Genomic DNA, 15924 nt, shown 5'->3' with positions numbered 1-15924 from the left:
AGAATTTTTGGTAACCGTACCGGTTACGTTCGCTTTCTATCGGCAAACACCTCGACGCTCGCCTGTACCGCGAGTGCCTGTAAGGGAAAGCAAGACAAGAGATCGGCGAAGGCACCTGCGCGTTCGATACACGCGAGCAGCATCGTGGCTGCGCCGTTGCGCACGCAGCCGTTACGGTCGAGAAATTGGCCCCAAAGCGAAAGCGCACGCAGGCGGGCGACGGGCTGTGCGCTTGCGATATAGGCCGCGGGAAAGATCCGCCGGTAAGCGGGCACGTTGTACAGCCAGGAAGTGCCGTGGACGAGCACGTCGCTCGACGCGCGACCGCTTTCGCGCAGTTGCCCGCACAACTGGTCGATCAAGGTCCGCAACTCGCCTTGCCGCTCGGCAAGTTGCCGGGAATCGAGCGGCGACATGCCGTTGTCGGTTCGAGTATTGAAATGCAGGCGCACCCCGCCATGCGGTTCCTGCGCGTAAGAGAAACAGCCAGCCGTCTGGTCGACCGCAGGCGCCGCCTGATGCGTTGGGCAGCGCTGCAGGTAACGCCACGTCCACTCGCACTGCTCAGCAACGCTTGCGTGCTCATCGAGACCATCGAGATAGCCGGCCCACAGCGGGTGCGTGCGATCGAAGGTGCGTCCCGCGCCGAAGCGCACATAAAGATTCGTGCAGTCGAGCAACGCCGCCGCGAGCGGGATGTCCTCGAGGCGCGCCGCCGTGCGCGCGAAACGCACCTGGAGGTCGTAAAACGCGCGTTCGGGTCTCAACGGGCCTAGTCTCCTTCGTCCACGATACAATGCGGCTGCGTTCGATCCGTCCCCCGCTGCCCCTATCCGACATGCAGAATACTACCCGGGCCTTCCTGTTGGGCCCGTTGCTCAAAGGCGTTTCCCGTTCGTTCTACCTCACGATGCGCGTGCTGCCCGCCGGCATGCGCGACCCCGTGGGCGAAGCCTATCTGCTCGCGCGCGCCGCCGACACCATTGCCGACACCGCGCTGATCCCGCCCGAGCGGCGGCTCGCCCTGCTGCTCGCGCTGCGCGAGCGCGTGAACGGCGCGACGAACCATGACACCCTGCTCGCCGATCTCGCGGGAGAGGTCGCGGGCCAGCAAACGCAATCGGACGAGAAGCTGCTGCTCGAATCGCTGGGCAGCGCGCTCGACGTGCTCGCGCAACTCGACCCAGCCGACCGCCAGGCCGTGCGCGGGATCGTCACGACGCTCACCGAAGGCATGGAATTCGATCTACGCACGTTCCCCGACGAGCGCTCGGGCCAGGTGGCCGCGCTCAACACGTGGGACGAACTCGACCGCTACACCTATCTCGTGGCGGGCTGCGTAGGCGAGTTCTGGACGAAGATGACCTACATGCACTTGCCCGGCACGCTCGCGCCCTCGCTGGAACAAACCATGTACACGCGCGGCATCCGCTTCGGCAAGGCGTTGCAGATGGTGAACGTGCTGCGGGACTGCGGCAAGGATCTGCGCATTGGCCGCTGCTATCTGCCCGCTTCGATGCTGGCCCAGGCGGGGCTCACCGCGCAGGACCTGATGCAGCCCGGCGCCTCGGCGCGCGCACGGCCGATCATGCTCGAACTCGTGCGTATCTCGCTCGATCATTTCCGCGCGGCCATCGACTATACGTTCGCGCTGCCGCGCTTTTCGGTGCGTCTGCGGCTCGCCTGCCTGTGGCCCATTCTCATCGGCCTCGAAACGCTCGAACGCCTCGTCGACAACGACGACTGGCTCGATCCCGCGAAGACCTCGAAGGTCACGCGCAACGATGTCTATCGCATTCTTGCCTGCTCCACCGCGCTCGCGCCTTCGAACGCGCTGCTCCGTGTCTGGTTCAAGCGGCTCTTCGCGCGTGTCGAGGCGCGCATCAAGGCCTGAAAAGTACGGTCAAAAAAAAGCGCGCTTCGCAGCGCGCCTTTCGCGACTCGAAACAACGCGCCTCAACTTTTCTCCGCGCGATACAGCTTGATGATCGCCGAGAAGTCGAGCTTGCCGTCGCCGTGGCTGCTCATCGCCTGATACAGTTGCTGCGCAAGCGCCCCCATGTACGCGGGCTGATGCACACCTTTGGCAGCGTCGGTGGCGAGACCCAGGTCCTTGAGCATGAGGTCCGTGCCGAAACCGCCTGTGTAGCCGCGCGAAGAAGGCGCCGTCTCGATCACGCCCGGATATGGGTTGTACGTATCCGAACTCCAGCAGCGGCCTGTGGACGTGTTCATGATGCCGCCCAGCACTTTCGGATCGATGCCGAGCGCCTCGCCTAGCGCCATCGCTTCGGCCACCCCGGCCATCGTGACGCCCAGCACGAGGTTGTTGCAGATCTTCGCCACCTGCCCCGTGCCCGTCTCGCCGCAATGGACGATGTTCTTGCCCATGCCCAGGAGCACCGGCTTCACGCTCTCGTAGTGCGCGGCGCTGCCGCCCACCATGAAGGTGAGCGTGCCCGCCTCCGCGCCGCCCGTGCCGCCCGACACCGGCGCATCGACGAACGCGTTCCCCTGCGCCTGCGCCAGCTTCGCGAACTCCTTGACGCTCGCGGGATCGATCGTGCTCGAATCGATGATCGTCACGCCCTTCCCAACGCCCGCCAGCACGCCGTCTTCCGCAGTGAGCACGCTTCGCACGTGTGCCGCAGCGGGCAGCATCGTGATGACCCACTCCGCGCCGCTTACCGCGGCCTTCGCCGATGCGGCCCGCTGCGCGCCGGCCTCGGCGAGCGTTTGCATCGCGCTCGCGCTCAAGTCAAACACCGTCACCGTATGTCCCGCCTTGAGCAGGTTGAGCGCCATCGGCGCGCCCATGTGGCCCAGCCCGACAAATCCGATTTTCATGAGCCTTTCCCCCTTATTGTTCAGTACTGCATGTTGATGCCGGGCAGCGCATCAGCGCAGGCTGATCGTCGTGTTCACGCCGTCGCTCACGGTCGCGTCGTCGAACCAGCGCGCGGTGACCGTCTTGGTCTGCGTGTAGAACTGCACGACCTGCTTGCCGTACGGGCCCAGGTCGCCGAGCTTCGAGCCGCGCGAACCGGTGAAGCTGAAATAAGGCACCGGCACCGGAATCGGAATGTTGATGCCGACCTGGCCAATGTCGATCTCGCTCTGGAACTTGCGCGCCGCCGCGCCGCTCTGCGTGAAGAGGCCCACGCCGTTGCCGAACGGATTCGCATTGACGATGGCGATCGCTTCATCGAGCGTCTTCGCCGAGAGCACCACGAGCACCGGCCCGAAGATCTCTTTCGTGTAGATGTCCATGTCGGTCTTCACGTTCGTGAACACCGTGGGGCCGACGAAGTTGCCGTTCTCGTAGCCCGCCACCTTCACGTCGCGGCCATCCAGCGCGAGCGTTGCGCCCTGCTTCACGCCCGAGTCGATCAGGCCGAGAATGCGCGTCTTCGCGGCGCGCGAAACGACTGGTCCGACGTCGGTCTTCGCCTCATGGCCCGCATTGACCTTGAGCGTCTTCGCCTTTTCCACCAGCTCGTCCACCCATTGCTGCGCGGCGCCCACGAACACGGCCACCGAAGTCGCCATGCAGCGCTGACCGGCCGCGCCGAACGCCGCGCCGACCAGCGCATTGAGCGCCTGCTCGCGATTCGCATCGGGCAGCACGACAGCGTGGTTCTTCGCGCCCATCATCGACTGCACGCGCTTGCCGTGCTCGCTGCCCAGACGATAGACGTGCGTGCCCACGGCCGTCGAGCCGACGAACGAAATCGCCTTCACGAGTTCGTGCGTGCAGATCGCGTCGACGACTTCCTTGCCGCCGTGCACGACGTTGAGCACGCCCTTCGGAATGCCCGCTTCGATTGCGAGTTCGACGAGTTGCATGGTCGAGAGCGGGTCCTGCTCCGAAGGCTTGAGCACGAACGTATTGCCGCAAACGATCGCCATCGGGAACATCCACAGCGGAATCATCGCAGGGAAGTTGAACGGCGTGATGCCGGCACACACGCCTAGCGGCTGCTGCAGCGTATAGGTGTCCACGCCGCCTGCGACGTTCTCTGCGAAGCCGCCTTGCTGCAGCGTGCCGATCGAGCAGGCGTGCTCGACCACTTCGAGGCCGCGGAAGATGTCGCCCTCGGCGTCGGGCAGCGTCTTGCCCTGCTCGGCGGTGAGCGTCTGCGCGATGCGCGGCATATGCTCGCGAATCAAGGCCTGCAGTTTGAGCATGATGCGCAGGCGCGCGCCGAGCGGCGTGTTCTTCCACGTGGCGAACGCGGCGTGCGCGGCCTTCACGGCCCGATCCACTTCCTCGACGGTCGCGAACGGCACGCGCGCGAGCACTTCCTGCGTGGCCGGATTGACGATGTCGCGCCATTCCTTCGTTTTCGATTCGACGAACTCGCCGTCGATGAGCAGCTTGACGGTGGAAACTTGCGCGTTGGATGCCTGGGTCACTGCGTTCATCGTGAACTCTCCCTGATGGATTCGAACGGGCCGGCCGTGGCCGGATATAGCGAAATATGCGGAGTCGGCGAAATCTTCAATCGCAGCACGCACGCAAGCACACTGTGCAAATGCATGCGGACATATCGAGCGTGCCGGGAATGGAACTGGGCGAGGTAAAGGAGAGTCCTGCTGAGCACGGACGCGCCTGTGTGCATGCCTGCGGCGCCCGCGCGGGGAACGACTGCATTTGCATCGTCTGTCTCCATCCTTGTTGTCGTGCGACCGTGTCTGTTTCAGTCGCCTTCTCCAACGAGTATAGTTATTCGAATATCCACGGCATAGAGATGAAAAAGCCCATCCGATATGCAAAAAAACACAACGAGCAGCATGGAGACACTGAACTGGGACGATCTGCGCTACTTCCTGGAAGTCGCTCGCACGCAGCGTGCGAGCGGCGCCGCGAAGCGCCTGGGCGTCGACCACACTACCGTTGCACGCCGGGTGCGCGAGCTGGAGGCAGCGCTAGGCACCGTCCTGTTCGACAAATCGCGTTCGGGCGGCTTCGTGCTGACGGCCGAAGGCCAGCGGCTGCTGGCCTACGCGGATGCGGTGGAAACCACGGTGCAATCGGCCAGCGAGCAGTTCGCGATCGGCGCGCAATCGCTCTCTGGCCATGTGCGCGTGGGTTCGACGGAGGGTTTCGGCTGCTTCTTTCTTGCCCCGCAGTTGGCGCGCTTCACGGGCCAGCATCCCGACATGTCGATCGACCTCTTGCCGGTGCCGCATTTCGTGAGCCTTTCGAAGCGCGAGGCCGACCTCGCGATCATGCTGGAACGCCCCGAGCGCGGACAGTACGTCTACACGAAGCTATGCGACTACCGGTTGCGCCTGTACGGCACGCCGGCCTATCTCGAGCGCCACGCGCGCATACGCACACCCGCCGATCTGCGCAATCACGCCTTCATCAGCTATGTCGCCGATCTGGCGTTCAGCCACGAACTGCTCTATCTCGAACGCACAGCGCCGAACGTGAGCGCAAACCTGTGCAGCACCAGCGTGATCGCGCAATACCATGCTGCGCTGCAGGGCAGCGCGCTCGCCATCCTGCCTTGCTTCATGGCCGAACCGGACCCACGCCTCGTGTCGATCCTGCCCGACGAAGTCGTGGTGACGCGGCGCTTCTGGCTGTGCAGCCGCGAGGACTTGCGCAAGCTGCGGCGCATCACGTCGCTCTGGGACTATCTGCGCGCAGCCGCCGACGCCAATCGCCCGCTGCTGATGGGCGAATCGCCGGAAATGCATTACGTCGAGCCGTGAGCGCAAAGCGCTTTACAGTGTCGATAAGCAATTAAAAAAGCCGCACATGCAGTCCACGAACGGGACTGCATGTGCGGCCTTCAGGAAGGAAGACACCCGCTCCGGCGTCGCCGCCCGCACCTCGAAGGGCGATGGGCGCGCGCCGGCTAGCCAATGCTCAGGTCCCAACCGGGCGGATGGTCAGCGCGTTGCGCACCGACGTCACGCCTTCGACGCCCTTGGCGACATCGCCAGCGCGCTGGATCTGCGACGCATCGGGCACGGTGCCTTGCAGCGTGACGGCGCCGTCTTTCGCACGCACGGTGATGTTGGAGACGCTCACGTTCTTTTCACGCGCCAGCGCCGCACGGACCTTGCGGCCGAGCGCGCGGTTCGCTGCACGTGCCTGGCGCAATGCTGCCTTCGATTGATTGACGTTGTGCTGGGCTGCGGCCGTCGGACCGCTGGCAGGGGTTTCTGCGGCCGCCGGGGCCGAAGCGTCCTGCGCGTAGACCTGGAACGAGGCCGCCACGAGTGCCGTGGCTGCGGCAAGCTTGAACATCTGAATAGCCTTCATGCAGTTTCTCCTGTTGTCAGTCTTATTGCAGGCCCAGGAATGGGCCGTTAACTACACCATTGACTACAAAACATTCACGCGCCAAACGGCGATGGGGAGTAACAATACCGCAACTATTTCATTCTTGACACGAAGCGTGCCCAACCTGTGATTCCACGCCACACTCCTGGCGCTTTCCGCAGACGAATACAGTTGATAGTCCAAATAGTGAAGCCATTGCGCAAGCCGGCAATTGAATCGCTTCAAAGCCCGCTTTACGGTCCATTCACCGGCGTTTCATTGCCGTTTTTAAACGTCCGGCGCAATGCTTTCAGCCATGATCCGCTTTGGTGCATGCGATATGAATACAATGACTAATCGCGTAATCCAGAGCGGGATTGAGCCGCTTTATTCAAACAGCAACGCGCATCACTCAAGTAGCGTTGACAATACGATCAGCGGTTAACCCGAATACCCATTGCGCAATACGAGAGGCCGGTATCAATTGGCCAATTGCGCCTTTATCCATCGATAGAACTGCTGGATCGCCGCTTCGCGCGGATGCCCTTCTCGCCACGTGAAGTAATAGTCGAGCGAGGCCGGAATGCGGACCTGCCCCAACTGCACCAGCTCACCGCGCTCGATGAAACCGCGTGCGAGTTGCAGGCGCGCCGTAGCCACCCCTTGCCCGGCCACCGTTGCCTGCAGCAGCAGGCCCGCGTCGTCGAACACCGGTCCGCGCTCTGGCTCGTCGCCGGCCACGCCCGCGGCTTCGAAGAAGTCGCGCCACGAGCGGCGCGAAAAACGCAGGAGCGGCATGCTCGCGAGACCTTCCATGCGAAAGTCGGGATGACGTGCGAGCAAGGCCGGACTGCATACCGCAACGACCTGGTCGTCCAGCAGCTTGCGGATCTGGAAGCCGGGCTCGTCGACCCGCCGATGCCAGATGCCGATGTCGAAAGGATAGGGGTCGGGCGGCGTCACGTCGGCGTGCATGCGTAGCGAGAGGTCGACCATGGGATGGCGATCGTAGAAGTCGCCCAGGCGCGGAATCAGCCAGACAGATGCGAAATCGGACATTACGCTCAGTTCCAGCCGCGTGACGCCGCTCACGCCGGGGCGCGTGGCGTCGAGCGCATCGCGCAGGTCGTCCAGACTGCGGCGCACGCGCTCGGCCAGCTGCGCGCCCGCCGCCGTGGGGATCATGCGGCTGCCCGCGCGGCGGAACAGCTCGACGCCCAATTCCGTTTCGAGCGCGCGCAGGTGATGGCTCACGGCGCTGTGCGTCAAATGTAATTCTTCCGCGGCACGGCTGAAACTGCGGCGCCGCGCAGCGGCTTCAAGGGCGCGCAGCGCCTGCAAAGGAGGGAGAGGTCGGGCCATGACGTCAAATTCTACTCACAATGCCGTCTGAAATCTCTCGCTGGCCTCCCAAACGGCAATCGCCAATAATCGACAGCCAGGCATTCAATCCGCTTTCGCCCCCAACATGACCTCACTCAGACTGCGCGTATTCGCCGTATTCGCGCTCGGCTACTTCATTTCGTATCTGTTTCGCGGCGTCAATCTCGGCTTCGCGCCGTTTCTCTCGCGTGAAATGGGCTTCACGGCGACCGATCTCGGCACGCTCACGAGCCTTTATTTCCTCGGCTTCGCGGGCGCGCAAATTCCGGGCGGCGTGCTGCTCGACCATTACGGCCCGCGCCGCGTCACCGCGTGCGTCATGCTCGTGGCGGCGGCGGGTGCGTTGATCTTCGGCGTCTCGCACAACATGGCCGCGATGATGGTGGGCCGGCTGCTGATCGGCGTGGGCGTGTCGGTGTGCCTCGGCGGCGCGTTCAAAGCCACGGCGCAGCACTTTCCCGTGGCGCAGCTCACGCTCGTGAACGGCCTCGTGATGGCCGTGGGCGGCCTGGGCGGCGTGGCCGTGGGCGCCCCGCTCTCGTGGCTGCTCTCGATCGCGCCCTGGCGCGCGGTGAGCATCGGGCTCGCGGTGCTCACGGTGCTCGTGGCCGCCATCATCTGGATTGGCGGGCCGCGTACGCGCGACACCCACCACCAGGCGAGCGTGCTCGAGCAGTTCAAGGGCACCGCGCATATCCTGTGCAGCCATGCATTCTGGAAGACCGCAACGTTCTCGGGCCTCACCCAGGCCGTGTTTTACGCCATGCAGTCGTTGTGGGTCGGCGCGTTTCTGCGCGACGTCGTGCCGGCCGGCACCGCCGATGTCGGCGCGCGCGCGGCCTCGCTCGTTTCCGTGCTGGGCGGCGCTTTCATTGTCGGTAACATCGGCTTTGGCGCGCTCGCGCGCAGCTTCGAGCGGCGCGGCGTGAGCGTCCAGCTCTTTTCCGGCGTCACGATGCTTGTGTTCGTGCTCGTGCAAGCCTTGCTCGCGGCGCGCGTGCCGCTTCCCGCGTCGCTGCTTTGGGCGGCTTACGGCGCGTTCGGGGGCACCGGCATCCTCACGTATGCCGTGCTCGCCGAATATTTCCCGCCGCGTCTGATCGGCCGCGTGAACACCACGTTCACGCTCGTCATCTTCATCGGCATCTTCCTGCTGCAGATCGCGATCGGCGCCGCGCTCGCACACTGGCCCGCACTCGACGGCCACTACCCCGCGGTCGCGCATCAGACCGTGTGGGCCGTACTCGTCGGTCTGCAAGTACTCTGCGCCGTGTGGTACTTCATGCCGTCGCGGCGTGCCGCTGCACCGCGCCACGCGGTCGAAACACCTTAAGGCGCGCTTTCACACACCGCACCGCGCCCCGACGCGCGGTGCGGCTTTGCGCTTCTGCTCACATCGATAGCACGATTTCTTCCTACTGCACGGGCCACGTTCCACTACCATGAATGCGCCCTGCCGTTCACCTTCCCCATAAAACGCAGCGCCTTTGTCGAGAAATGCAAATCTCGAATCATTGGTTGTCCTCATCGGCAAACCCGGAAAAGAATGACCCAACGGCAACGACAGCGAAGCAAGCCCGCCAGTCCGCGCACCCCGTTTCGTCACCCAGATCCGACCTGCCCATGCGTTCACATCGCGTACTGCAGTACCTGCCGCAGTTTCTGATTTTTGCTGCGCTTTCGTTCGTCTCCCTGCATGCTGCGGCCGAGAAGCCCGCCGTGATCCGCATCGGCGTCGCGCAGCAAGGCGCGGGCGACCCGCCCACTTTCGGCGGTTCGACCGCTGCCACAGTGCGCGGCCAGCAGTTGCTCGAAAAGGAATTCGCCGCCGACGGCATCAAGGTCGAGTGGCTCTTCTTCAAAGGCGCGGGTCCGGCAGTGAACGAGGCCATTGCCAACAATGCACTCGACTTCGCGTATCAAGGCGACCTGCCCTCGGTGCTCGCGCGCGCCAACGGCCTCAAGACCCGCATCCTGCTGGAGTCGGGCGTGCGCTCCGGCGTGAAAGTGGGTGTGCCCGCCGATTCCGACATCAAATCGATCAAGGACCTCAAGGACCGGCGCGTCGCCATTTTTCGCGGCACGAATCTGCAACTCGTGGCCGACAACGCGCTCGCGGAGAACCAGCTCGACGAGCGCGCGCTACGGGTGATCAACCTCGACAACGCAAGTTCGCTCGCGGCGCTCGCATCGAAAGGCATCGACGCCTCGGTGAACGACTATCACCTTTACCGGCTGCGCGATCAGGGGCTCGTTCGCATCGTCTACGAATCGCAGCATGACGGCCCGCAATTGACGCGCCAGGCGCATCTGCTCGTGCTCGACGGCTTCGAGAAGGCACACCCCGACATCGTGCAACGCGTGGTCAATGTCTTCGTGCAGGCGGCGCAATGGTCGTCCGATGAAGCAAACCGCGACGCGCTCTTCAAGCTCTGGGCGAAGAGCGGCGTGAGCTATTCGTCCTGGCAAGCCGAATTCGGCGACCAGCCGCTGAAGTACCGCAATTCGCCGCTGATCGATCCGTTCATCGTGGCGCGCTACAAAGCCGTTGCGCAGGACGCGTTGCGCCTGAAGCTGATCCGCCAGCCCGTGGACGTCGATTCGTGGTTCGAGCCGCGCTATCTCGACAACGCGCTGCGTGCGCAAAAGCTCGAACACTACTGGACCCGCTACGACGCCGCCGGCAAGCCGCTGGGCTGAGCACGCGAGAGGAGCCGCATCATGACGGAAACCGCGATCACGATTGCTTCGGACGCGCCGCGTGCAGCAACACCACGTTTCGACACGACGAGCGCGCACGTGCGCTGGCGCAGCGTACTGCGCGCATGCACCTGGCATCTCGCGCCCTGGCTGCTGCCTGCGATGCTGTATCTGCTGTGGAGCGTCGGCTGCGCGCGTGGCTGGATCGCGCCGCAAATCCTGCCTGCGCCGCAGCGCGTTTATGAAACCTTCGTCGACCTCGCCCAGAGTGGCGAGCTTGCGCGCAATACGCTGATCAGCCTGCAACGCGTGCTGCTGGGCTTCGCCGGCGGCACCGCGCTCGGGTTCCTGATCGGTGGTGCGCTCGGGCTCTCCCGCACACTCGAAGCGTGGGTGCTGCCCAGCTTCAACGCGATCGTGCAGATTCCCGTGCTCGGCTGGCTGCCGTTTCTGCTGTTGCTCGTCGGCGTGGGCGAGCCGCTCAAGTATTTGCTCATCGCTCACGCGGCGCTCGTGCCCGTCACGCTCAGCACCATGCAGGGCTTTCGGCAAACACCCGCTGCACTCGATGAAGTCGCGCGCGTGTTCGCCTACACCCGCTGGCAACGCATCGTGAGGCTCGTGCTGCCCGCGGCGATTCCGACGCTCGCCACCGGCGTGCGCCTGGCCTTCACGAAGGCGTGGCTCGCGCTCGTCGTCGTCGAACTCGTGGCGTCCTCGGAAGGCCTCGGCTACCTGATCGTGTATGGCCGCCAGCTCTTTCAGCTCGATCTCGTGATGGCGTCAGTGGTCGTGGTGGGCGCGGTCGGCCTCGTCATCAATCGGCTGCTCGATGTGCTCGAGCGACGTTTTCGGCGCGGCACGCCTTCGGCGTTTCGCGGCTGACGCTGACGATGAATAACTGCCGCCATTGAGGACAAGGGAGAATTCGCCATGAAGATATCGCTTGCACGAGCATCCGCGCGTCCCGATTGCGCCTGTGACGCGGCCACCGAAGCGAGGCCGCGCCGCACTGTCGATTTGCGTGGCGCCGCCCTGCCCCTCGTCGCCATCGCGCTGTGGTGGGCCTTGAGCGCCTCGCATCTCGTGAAAAGCGGCCTGCTCGTGAGTCCCGGCGATGTGATTCGCACCGCTTATGAACAAATCGAAAGCGGTGCATTGTTCCGCGCGCTTTCGGCGTCGCTTGCCCGCGAAGCCTGCGGCTTTGCCATCGGCGCGTCGGCGGGGTTCCTGCTGGGCGGCGCGCTGGGTCTTTCGCGCATCGCCGCACGCGTCGTGGGGCCGAGCTTCGACACCTTCAAGCAGATCTCGCTGTTCGCATGGATTCCGCTCATTTCCGTATGGTTCGGGCTCGGCGACGCCGCCAAGGTGGTCTTCCTTTCGCTCGCGGCGCTGCTCCCGGTTGCCGCCCATACGTGTGACGGCATTCACGCCGTGCCACGCAAATACGTCGAACTCGCGCGGGCGTTGCGCTATTCGCGCCTGCAGCTTGTCCGCTACGTGCTGTTGCCCGCCGCGCTGCCCTCTATTTTTACGGGCCTTTATCTCGCGCTCATCTATTCGTGGCTCGCCACGCTCGGCGCGGAGTATCTGCTCGTGGCGGGCAGCGGCATCGGCAATCTTCTGATCGACGGCAGCGAGCAGTTCCGCATGGACCTCGTGCTGTGCGGCATCGTCGTCGTCGGCGCGATCGGCTGGGCGCTCAATGCGCTCGCTCGGCGCGTGGAGCGAACGGTGCTGGCGCGGCTGCACATCACCGCCCAATGATCCGGACTACCAATCAACAGAAACTGGAGAAAAGCCGATGAGCGCCACTGAACCCGCCGGACTCGACATTCTGCATGTGAGCAAGCGCTACGGCACGGGCGAGTCCACGCTCGTCGTGCTCGACGACGTGACGCTGCATGTGCGCCCCGGCGAATTCGTGAGCGTGCTCGGCGCGAGCGGATGCGGAAAATCCACGCTGCTGCGCCTGATCGCCGGCCTCGACGCGGGCTATAGCGGCGCCATCATGATGCGCGGCGAACGTGTTGGCGACACCTCGCTCGAGCGCGGCATCGTGTTCCAGGATCATCGTCTGTTTCCCTGGCTCACGGCAGAACAGAACATCCTGGCGGCACTGCGCAACGCCCCGCTGTCGGCACGCGAAAAACACGACGCGGTGGCCGAGCACATCGCACTCGTGGGCCTCACGGGCTTCGAGCGGGCGTATCCGCATCAGCTCTCGGGCGGCATGGCGCAGCGCGTGGCGATCGCGCGCGGCCTCGTCAATCGCCCGCGCGTGCTGCTGCTCGACGAACCCTTCGGCGCACTCGACGCCCTCACGCGCAGCCGTCTGCAAAACGAACTGCTGCGCATCTGGGAACGCGAACGCATCACGATGATCCTCGTCACGCACGATGTCGACGAGGCGATCTACCTGGGCGAGCGCGTCGTGACGATGGCGCCGCGCCCCGGCCGCATTCGTCGCATCGTCGACGTGGCATTGCCGCGCCCGCGCGATCGCGCGGATCCGCGCTTCGTGCGGCTGCGCGACGAGATTCTCTCCGACTTCTCGGACGCCGCGACACCGCCCGGCGACACGCTGTTGCCCGACACCCCTGGCCAATCTTCAGGTCAATGGCGCATGGCGTGGTGAGCGCGCCGACCGACTGGTCGGTCGCGGCTCCTCCTTCCTCATGATCCCGACATCGCCGGCGACACCGCGGGTGTGCCAATTGCGCCCGGCGTGAGAAAATCTCCTTTCGAACGGAAACGCACGACGCGTCAGCGCCTTCGCAGCAGCACGCTTTCCGGTAATTAGCCGTCTTTCTGCCGGTTTGTCGGCATATCCCGCGGGTTCGACGATTGAGTACCGGGGAAACGGCTGTCCGGGGCAACGTGACGCGAAGTTTTCCGATCCGCAAGGGGTCGGCTCAGCGTAAACTCCCGCTGTTGCCATTCGATAGTGTCGATTCATGATAAAGAGAGAAACATCCATGCCAGACAACACCCACTCGCACGACGGTCACTCCGATTCGTGCGGCTGCGACCTGTTACACCTGCTCGACGGCGTGGAAGAATTCACTCATCACGTTTTCCCGGGCAACAAGGAGCTGTTCCGCAGCCTCGCCCACAGCCAGGCGCCGCACACGCTCTTCATCACCTGCGCCGACTCGCGCGTTTCGCCGGAAATGATCACGCAGGCCAAGCCCGGTGATCTGTTCGTGTGCCGCAACATCGGCAATATCGTGCCGGCGTACGGCGAAATGCTCGGCGGCGTTTCCGCCGTCGTGGAGTTCGCGGTGCTCGCGCTCAACGTGAAGCAGATCGTGCTGTGCGGCCATACCGATTGCGGCGCGATGAAGGGGCTCGCCTCGGGTGCGGAAGCCACGGCCGACATGCCCACCGTGCACGCGTGGCTGCGCAACGCGGAAGCCGCGCGCAGCGTGGTCAAAACCCGCGGTCTGGACGACGACCAGATCGTTCAGGCGCTCGTGGAAGAAAACGTCCGCCTGCAACTCACGCACCTGCGCACGCACCCCGCCGTGGCGGCGCGCGTGGCCCAGGGCCAGCTCGAACTGCAGGGCTGGGTCTATGACATCGGCCACGGCAAGGTCACTGTGCTGGACGAAGCACACGGCAAGTTCCTGTCGCTCGGCGAAGCGCGTGCGCGCCTGCGCAAGCGCGTCGAGGAATAATGGCCGGGCGCTGATGCGCCCCACGCCTTCACGCTGACTGCCAGGCTCACTTCTGGCCAGCGCCGGGGCGGCGACTCACGCCGCCCCATTCACACTCCCCTTATGCATTCCGCATGAATTGAAGTGCGTCCACAGCGCATTTCCAGGTCTTGGCGAGCGATTTTCTCAATCTGCGCAATAATTCTTTTCGAATTAGGGGTTTACCCTAGGACAAAACCCGACTACACTCTGGCCCGTACTACCTGCGGCGCCCTGCCGCACAAGAAGAAGAATTCCGGAGGTTGGTCGCTATGCAGCACGTTGCCCCGCCGTCGCATCACCTGTCTCATCCCGGCTTCAATCGCACTACCGGCGCATTGCGTCGTCCCACGCTTCGCTAGTTCAGCGCGCGTGTCCTGCCGTCGCGCACGCGCCGCGGCAGGCGAACTTGAAAGGCCCACTCCGCGTCATTGCCGTTTTCATGCTGCTATTCACGTCGCGGCAAACGGCGCGCGCTTTTGCGCGTATGGACGCCCGGTAATGGGCTTCGCACCCGTCACGGGCCGAGCGCCCGGTTACCGAAGGAGAAGCATCCATGGAGTCCGCGCAGAACCGTCAGTCGAAAGTCGAAGTGAAGTTGTTCCTGCACCCGGAAGATCATTACCGCGCGATGGCCGCCGCGAAGACCCTCAATCTCGCGGAGCGCGAGTTCTTCGCGCTGGCGCTGCATCTGGGCGCGACCCAGATCCTGCGCCAGACCGAAGCGGCTTGATGAAGCCTCACCGGGCGAGGCGACTCGTCACACCGGTGACGGATTGCGCTCGGCAAAACCCTCCTGGTGCCAGTAGGGGTACACAGGCCGCACAGCACTCGCGGCGTCGAGCTTCGCCACCTGCTCGGGCGTGAGGTCCCAGCCGACCGCGCCGAGATTCTGGCGCAACTGCGCCTCGTCGCGCGCGCCGATCAGCACCGTCGCGACCGTCGGCCGCTGCAGCAGCCAGTTCAGCGCGATCTGCGGCACGGTCTTGCCGGTTTCCTGCGCGATCTCGTCGATGGCGTCGAGCACGCGAAAGAGGTATTCGTCCGGCACCGGCGGCCCCTGCTCCGCCGTCTTGTGCAGACGGCTCTTCTCCGGCAGCGGCTGGCCGCGCCGGATCTTGCCCGTCAACCGTCCCCAGCCCAGCGGACTCCACACCACCGCGCCCACACCCTGGTCGAGCCCGAGCGGCATCAACTCCCACTCGTAGTCGCGGCCGATCAGCGAGTAGTACGTCTGGTTCGCGACGTAACGCGGATAGCCGTAGCGATCGGCCACGGCCAGAGACTTCATCAGGTGCCAGCCCGAGAAGTTCGACACGCCCGTGTAGAGAACCTTGCCTGCGCGTACCAGTTCGTCGAGCGTGGACAGCACCTCTTCGGCCGGTGTGCGCGCATCGAATCCATGCAACTGGAACAGGTCGATATGGTCGGTCTGCAGACGCTTGAGCGCCGTGTCGACCGCGCGCTTCAGGTGGAAGCGCGATGAGCCTACGTTGTTGGGTTCGTCGTCGAAGCGGAAGGTCGCCTTGGTCGAGATGATCGCCTTGTCGCGGCGCCCCTTGAGCGCCTCGCCGAGCACCGACTCCGACGCGCCGCTCGAATAGATATCGGCCGTATCGAACATCGTGACACCAGCGTCGAGGCAAATGTCGATGAGCTTGCGCGCTTCGGCGACATCGGTTGCGCCCCAGGCCTCGAAAAACTCGCCTTTGCCGCCGAACGTGCCGGTGCCTAAGCTCAGCACCGGCACCTTCATTCCGGACGCACCCAGAAAACGGTATTCCATTTCCGACTCTCCATTAATCAACGGGTTGACGATGTGATGCCGACAGCGGACGAGTCTACGCGCTTCGATTCGGGCTT

Annotated in this window: 15 protein-coding genes; 9 read left to right on the top strand and 6 right to left on the bottom strand. The window is 64.3% G+C overall.

What is annotated here, in order from left to right:
• Positions 1-23 precede the first annotated feature (23 nt).
• A complete protein-coding gene (locus AB3X98_RS23030) occupies positions 24-767 on the bottom strand; it encodes a hypothetical protein (protein ID WP_368603607.1) in 744 nt (247 codons plus the stop codon).
• Between the two features lie 71 nt (positions 768-838).
• Between AB3X98_RS23030 and AB3X98_RS23025 the strand changes: the two genes are divergently transcribed.
• Positions 839-1894 (top strand): phytoene/squalene synthase family protein, encoded by a 1056-nt coding sequence (locus tag AB3X98_RS23025; protein ID WP_368603608.1) that lies wholly within the window; start codon positions 839-841, stop codon positions 1892-1894.
• Between the two features lie 62 nt (positions 1895-1956).
• On the opposite strand, the gene mmsB is transcribed toward AB3X98_RS23025, so the two are convergent.
• Together mmsB and AB3X98_RS23015 are read right to left on the bottom strand one after the other, a co-directional pair.
• Positions 1957-2847 carry a 3-hydroxyisobutyrate dehydrogenase gene (gene mmsB / locus AB3X98_RS23020; protein WP_368603609.1) on the bottom strand — a complete coding sequence of 297 codons (891 nt, stop codon included), beginning with the start codon at positions 2845-2847 and terminating at the stop codon, positions 1957-1959.
• A 51-nt stretch (positions 2848-2898) separates the two neighbouring features.
• A complete protein-coding gene (locus AB3X98_RS23015; protein WP_368603610.1) occupies positions 2899-4425 on the bottom strand; it encodes a CoA-acylating methylmalonate-semialdehyde dehydrogenase in 1527 nt (508 codons plus the stop codon).
• Between the two features lie 345 nt (positions 4426-4770).
• Here AB3X98_RS23015 and AB3X98_RS23010 point away from each other — a divergent pair, with 345 nt between their 5' ends.
• The gene (locus AB3X98_RS23010; RefSeq protein ID WP_069267472.1) at positions 4771-5724 is read left to right on the top strand and encodes a LysR family transcriptional regulator; all 954 of its coding nucleotides are present in this window, start codon (positions 4771-4773) and stop codon (positions 5722-5724) included.
• 157 nt (positions 5725-5881) lie between these two features.
• On the opposite strand, the gene AB3X98_RS23005 is transcribed toward AB3X98_RS23010, so the two are convergent.
• Both AB3X98_RS23005 and AB3X98_RS23000 read right to left on the bottom strand, forming a co-directional pair.
• The gene (locus AB3X98_RS23005) at positions 5882-6280 is read right to left on the bottom strand and encodes a BON domain-containing protein (RefSeq protein ID WP_069267471.1); all 399 of its coding nucleotides are present in this window, start codon (positions 6278-6280) and stop codon (positions 5882-5884) included.
• Positions 6281-6760: 480 nt separating this feature from the next.
• On the bottom strand, positions 6761-7642 hold the full coding sequence (locus AB3X98_RS23000) for a LysR substrate-binding domain-containing protein (RefSeq protein WP_069267470.1): 882 nt from the start codon (positions 7640-7642) through the stop codon (positions 6761-6763).
• Between the two features lie 106 nt (positions 7643-7748).
• Between AB3X98_RS23000 and AB3X98_RS22995 the strand changes: the two genes are divergently transcribed.
• The 7 genes from AB3X98_RS22995 to AB3X98_RS22965 all read left to right on the top strand — a co-directional run bounded on the left by AB3X98_RS22995 (position 7749) and on the right by AB3X98_RS22965 (position 14794).
• Positions 7749-8996 (top strand): MFS transporter, encoded by a 1248-nt coding sequence (locus AB3X98_RS22995; protein ID WP_342946318.1) that lies wholly within the window; start codon positions 7749-7751, stop codon positions 8994-8996.
• 290 nt (positions 8997-9286) lie between these two features.
• Positions 9287-10363: an ABC transporter substrate-binding protein gene (locus AB3X98_RS22990; protein WP_069267468.1), complete on the top strand. Its 1077-nt coding sequence runs from the start codon at positions 9287-9289 to the stop codon at positions 10361-10363.
• Positions 10364-10384: 21 nt separating this feature from the next.
• A complete protein-coding gene (locus AB3X98_RS22985) occupies positions 10385-11248 on the top strand; it encodes an ABC transporter permease (RefSeq protein ID WP_368603611.1) in 864 nt (287 codons plus the stop codon).
• A 48-nt stretch (positions 11249-11296) separates the two neighbouring features.
• Entirely contained in the window at positions 11297-12130 is an 834-nt protein-coding gene (locus tag AB3X98_RS22980) for an ABC transporter permease (RefSeq protein WP_368603612.1), read from the top strand.
• Between the two features lie 37 nt (positions 12131-12167).
• Positions 12168-13001: an ABC transporter ATP-binding protein gene (locus tag AB3X98_RS22975; protein ID WP_368603613.1), complete on the top strand. Its 834-nt coding sequence runs from the start codon at positions 12168-12170 to the stop codon at positions 12999-13001.
• A gap of 340 nt (positions 13002-13341) precedes the next feature.
• A complete protein-coding gene (locus AB3X98_RS22970; RefSeq protein ID WP_069267464.1) occupies positions 13342-14043 on the top strand; it encodes a carbonic anhydrase in 702 nt (233 codons plus the stop codon).
• Between the two features lie 574 nt (positions 14044-14617).
• Positions 14618-14794: a hypothetical protein gene (locus tag AB3X98_RS22965; RefSeq protein WP_154677984.1), complete on the top strand. Its 177-nt coding sequence runs from the start codon at positions 14618-14620 to the stop codon at positions 14792-14794.
• A 27-nt stretch (positions 14795-14821) separates the two neighbouring features.
• Here AB3X98_RS22965 and AB3X98_RS22960 read toward each other — a convergent pair whose 3' ends face one another.
• A complete protein-coding gene (locus AB3X98_RS22960; protein WP_069267463.1) occupies positions 14822-15847 on the bottom strand; it encodes an aldo/keto reductase in 1026 nt (341 codons plus the stop codon).
• Between the last annotated feature and the right edge of the window lie 77 nt (positions 15848-15924).

The organism is Paraburkholderia sp. BR14312, from assembly GCF_040948675.1.
GTDB lineage: Bacteria > Pseudomonadota > Gammaproteobacteria > Burkholderiales > Burkholderiaceae > Paraburkholderia > Paraburkholderia nodosa_A.
Note: the sequence above shows the minus strand (reverse complement) of the source record. Positions and strands in the feature narration are given on the sequence as shown.

What these genes read in the sequence shown, in the direction of transcription:
- AB3X98_RS23025 (WP_368603608.1), top strand. Translation starts at nt 839, where the DNA reads ATGCAGAATACTACCCGGGCCTTCCTGTTGGGCCCGTTGCTCAAAGGC.
- mmsB (WP_368603609.1), bottom strand. Translation starts at nt 2,847, where the DNA reads ATGAAAATCGGATTTGTCGGGCTGGGCCACATGGGCGCGCCGATGGCG.
- AB3X98_RS23015 (WP_368603610.1), bottom strand. Translation starts at nt 4,425, where the DNA reads ATGAACGCAGTGACCCAGGCATCCAACGCGCAAGTTTCCACCGTCAAG.
- AB3X98_RS23010 (WP_069267472.1), top strand. Translation starts at nt 4,771, where the DNA reads ATGCAAAAAAACACAACGAGCAGCATGGAGACACTGAACTGGGACGAT.
- AB3X98_RS23005 (WP_069267471.1), bottom strand. Translation starts at nt 6,280, where the DNA reads ATGAAGGCTATTCAGATGTTCAAGCTTGCCGCAGCCACGGCACTCGTG.
- AB3X98_RS23000 (WP_069267470.1), bottom strand. Translation starts at nt 7,642, where the DNA reads ATGGCCCGACCTCTCCCTCCTTTGCAGGCGCTGCGCGCCCTTGAAGCC.
- AB3X98_RS22995 (WP_342946318.1), top strand. Translation starts at nt 7,749, where the DNA reads ATGACCTCACTCAGACTGCGCGTATTCGCCGTATTCGCGCTCGGCTAC.
- AB3X98_RS22990 (WP_069267468.1), top strand. Translation starts at nt 9,287, where the DNA reads ATGCGTTCACATCGCGTACTGCAGTACCTGCCGCAGTTTCTGATTTTT.
- AB3X98_RS22985 (WP_368603611.1), top strand. Translation starts at nt 10,385, where the DNA reads ATGACGGAAACCGCGATCACGATTGCTTCGGACGCGCCGCGTGCAGCA.
- AB3X98_RS22980 (WP_368603612.1), top strand. Translation starts at nt 11,297, where the DNA reads ATGAAGATATCGCTTGCACGAGCATCCGCGCGTCCCGATTGCGCCTGT.
- AB3X98_RS22975 (WP_368603613.1), top strand. Translation starts at nt 12,168, where the DNA reads ATGAGCGCCACTGAACCCGCCGGACTCGACATTCTGCATGTGAGCAAG.
- AB3X98_RS22970 (WP_069267464.1), top strand. Translation starts at nt 13,342, where the DNA reads ATGCCAGACAACACCCACTCGCACGACGGTCACTCCGATTCGTGCGGC.
- AB3X98_RS22965 (WP_154677984.1), top strand. Translation starts at nt 14,618, where the DNA reads ATGGAGTCCGCGCAGAACCGTCAGTCGAAAGTCGAAGTGAAGTTGTTC.
- AB3X98_RS22960 (WP_069267463.1), bottom strand. Translation starts at nt 15,847, where the DNA reads ATGGAATACCGTTTTCTGGGTGCGTCCGGAATGAAGGTGCCGGTGCTG.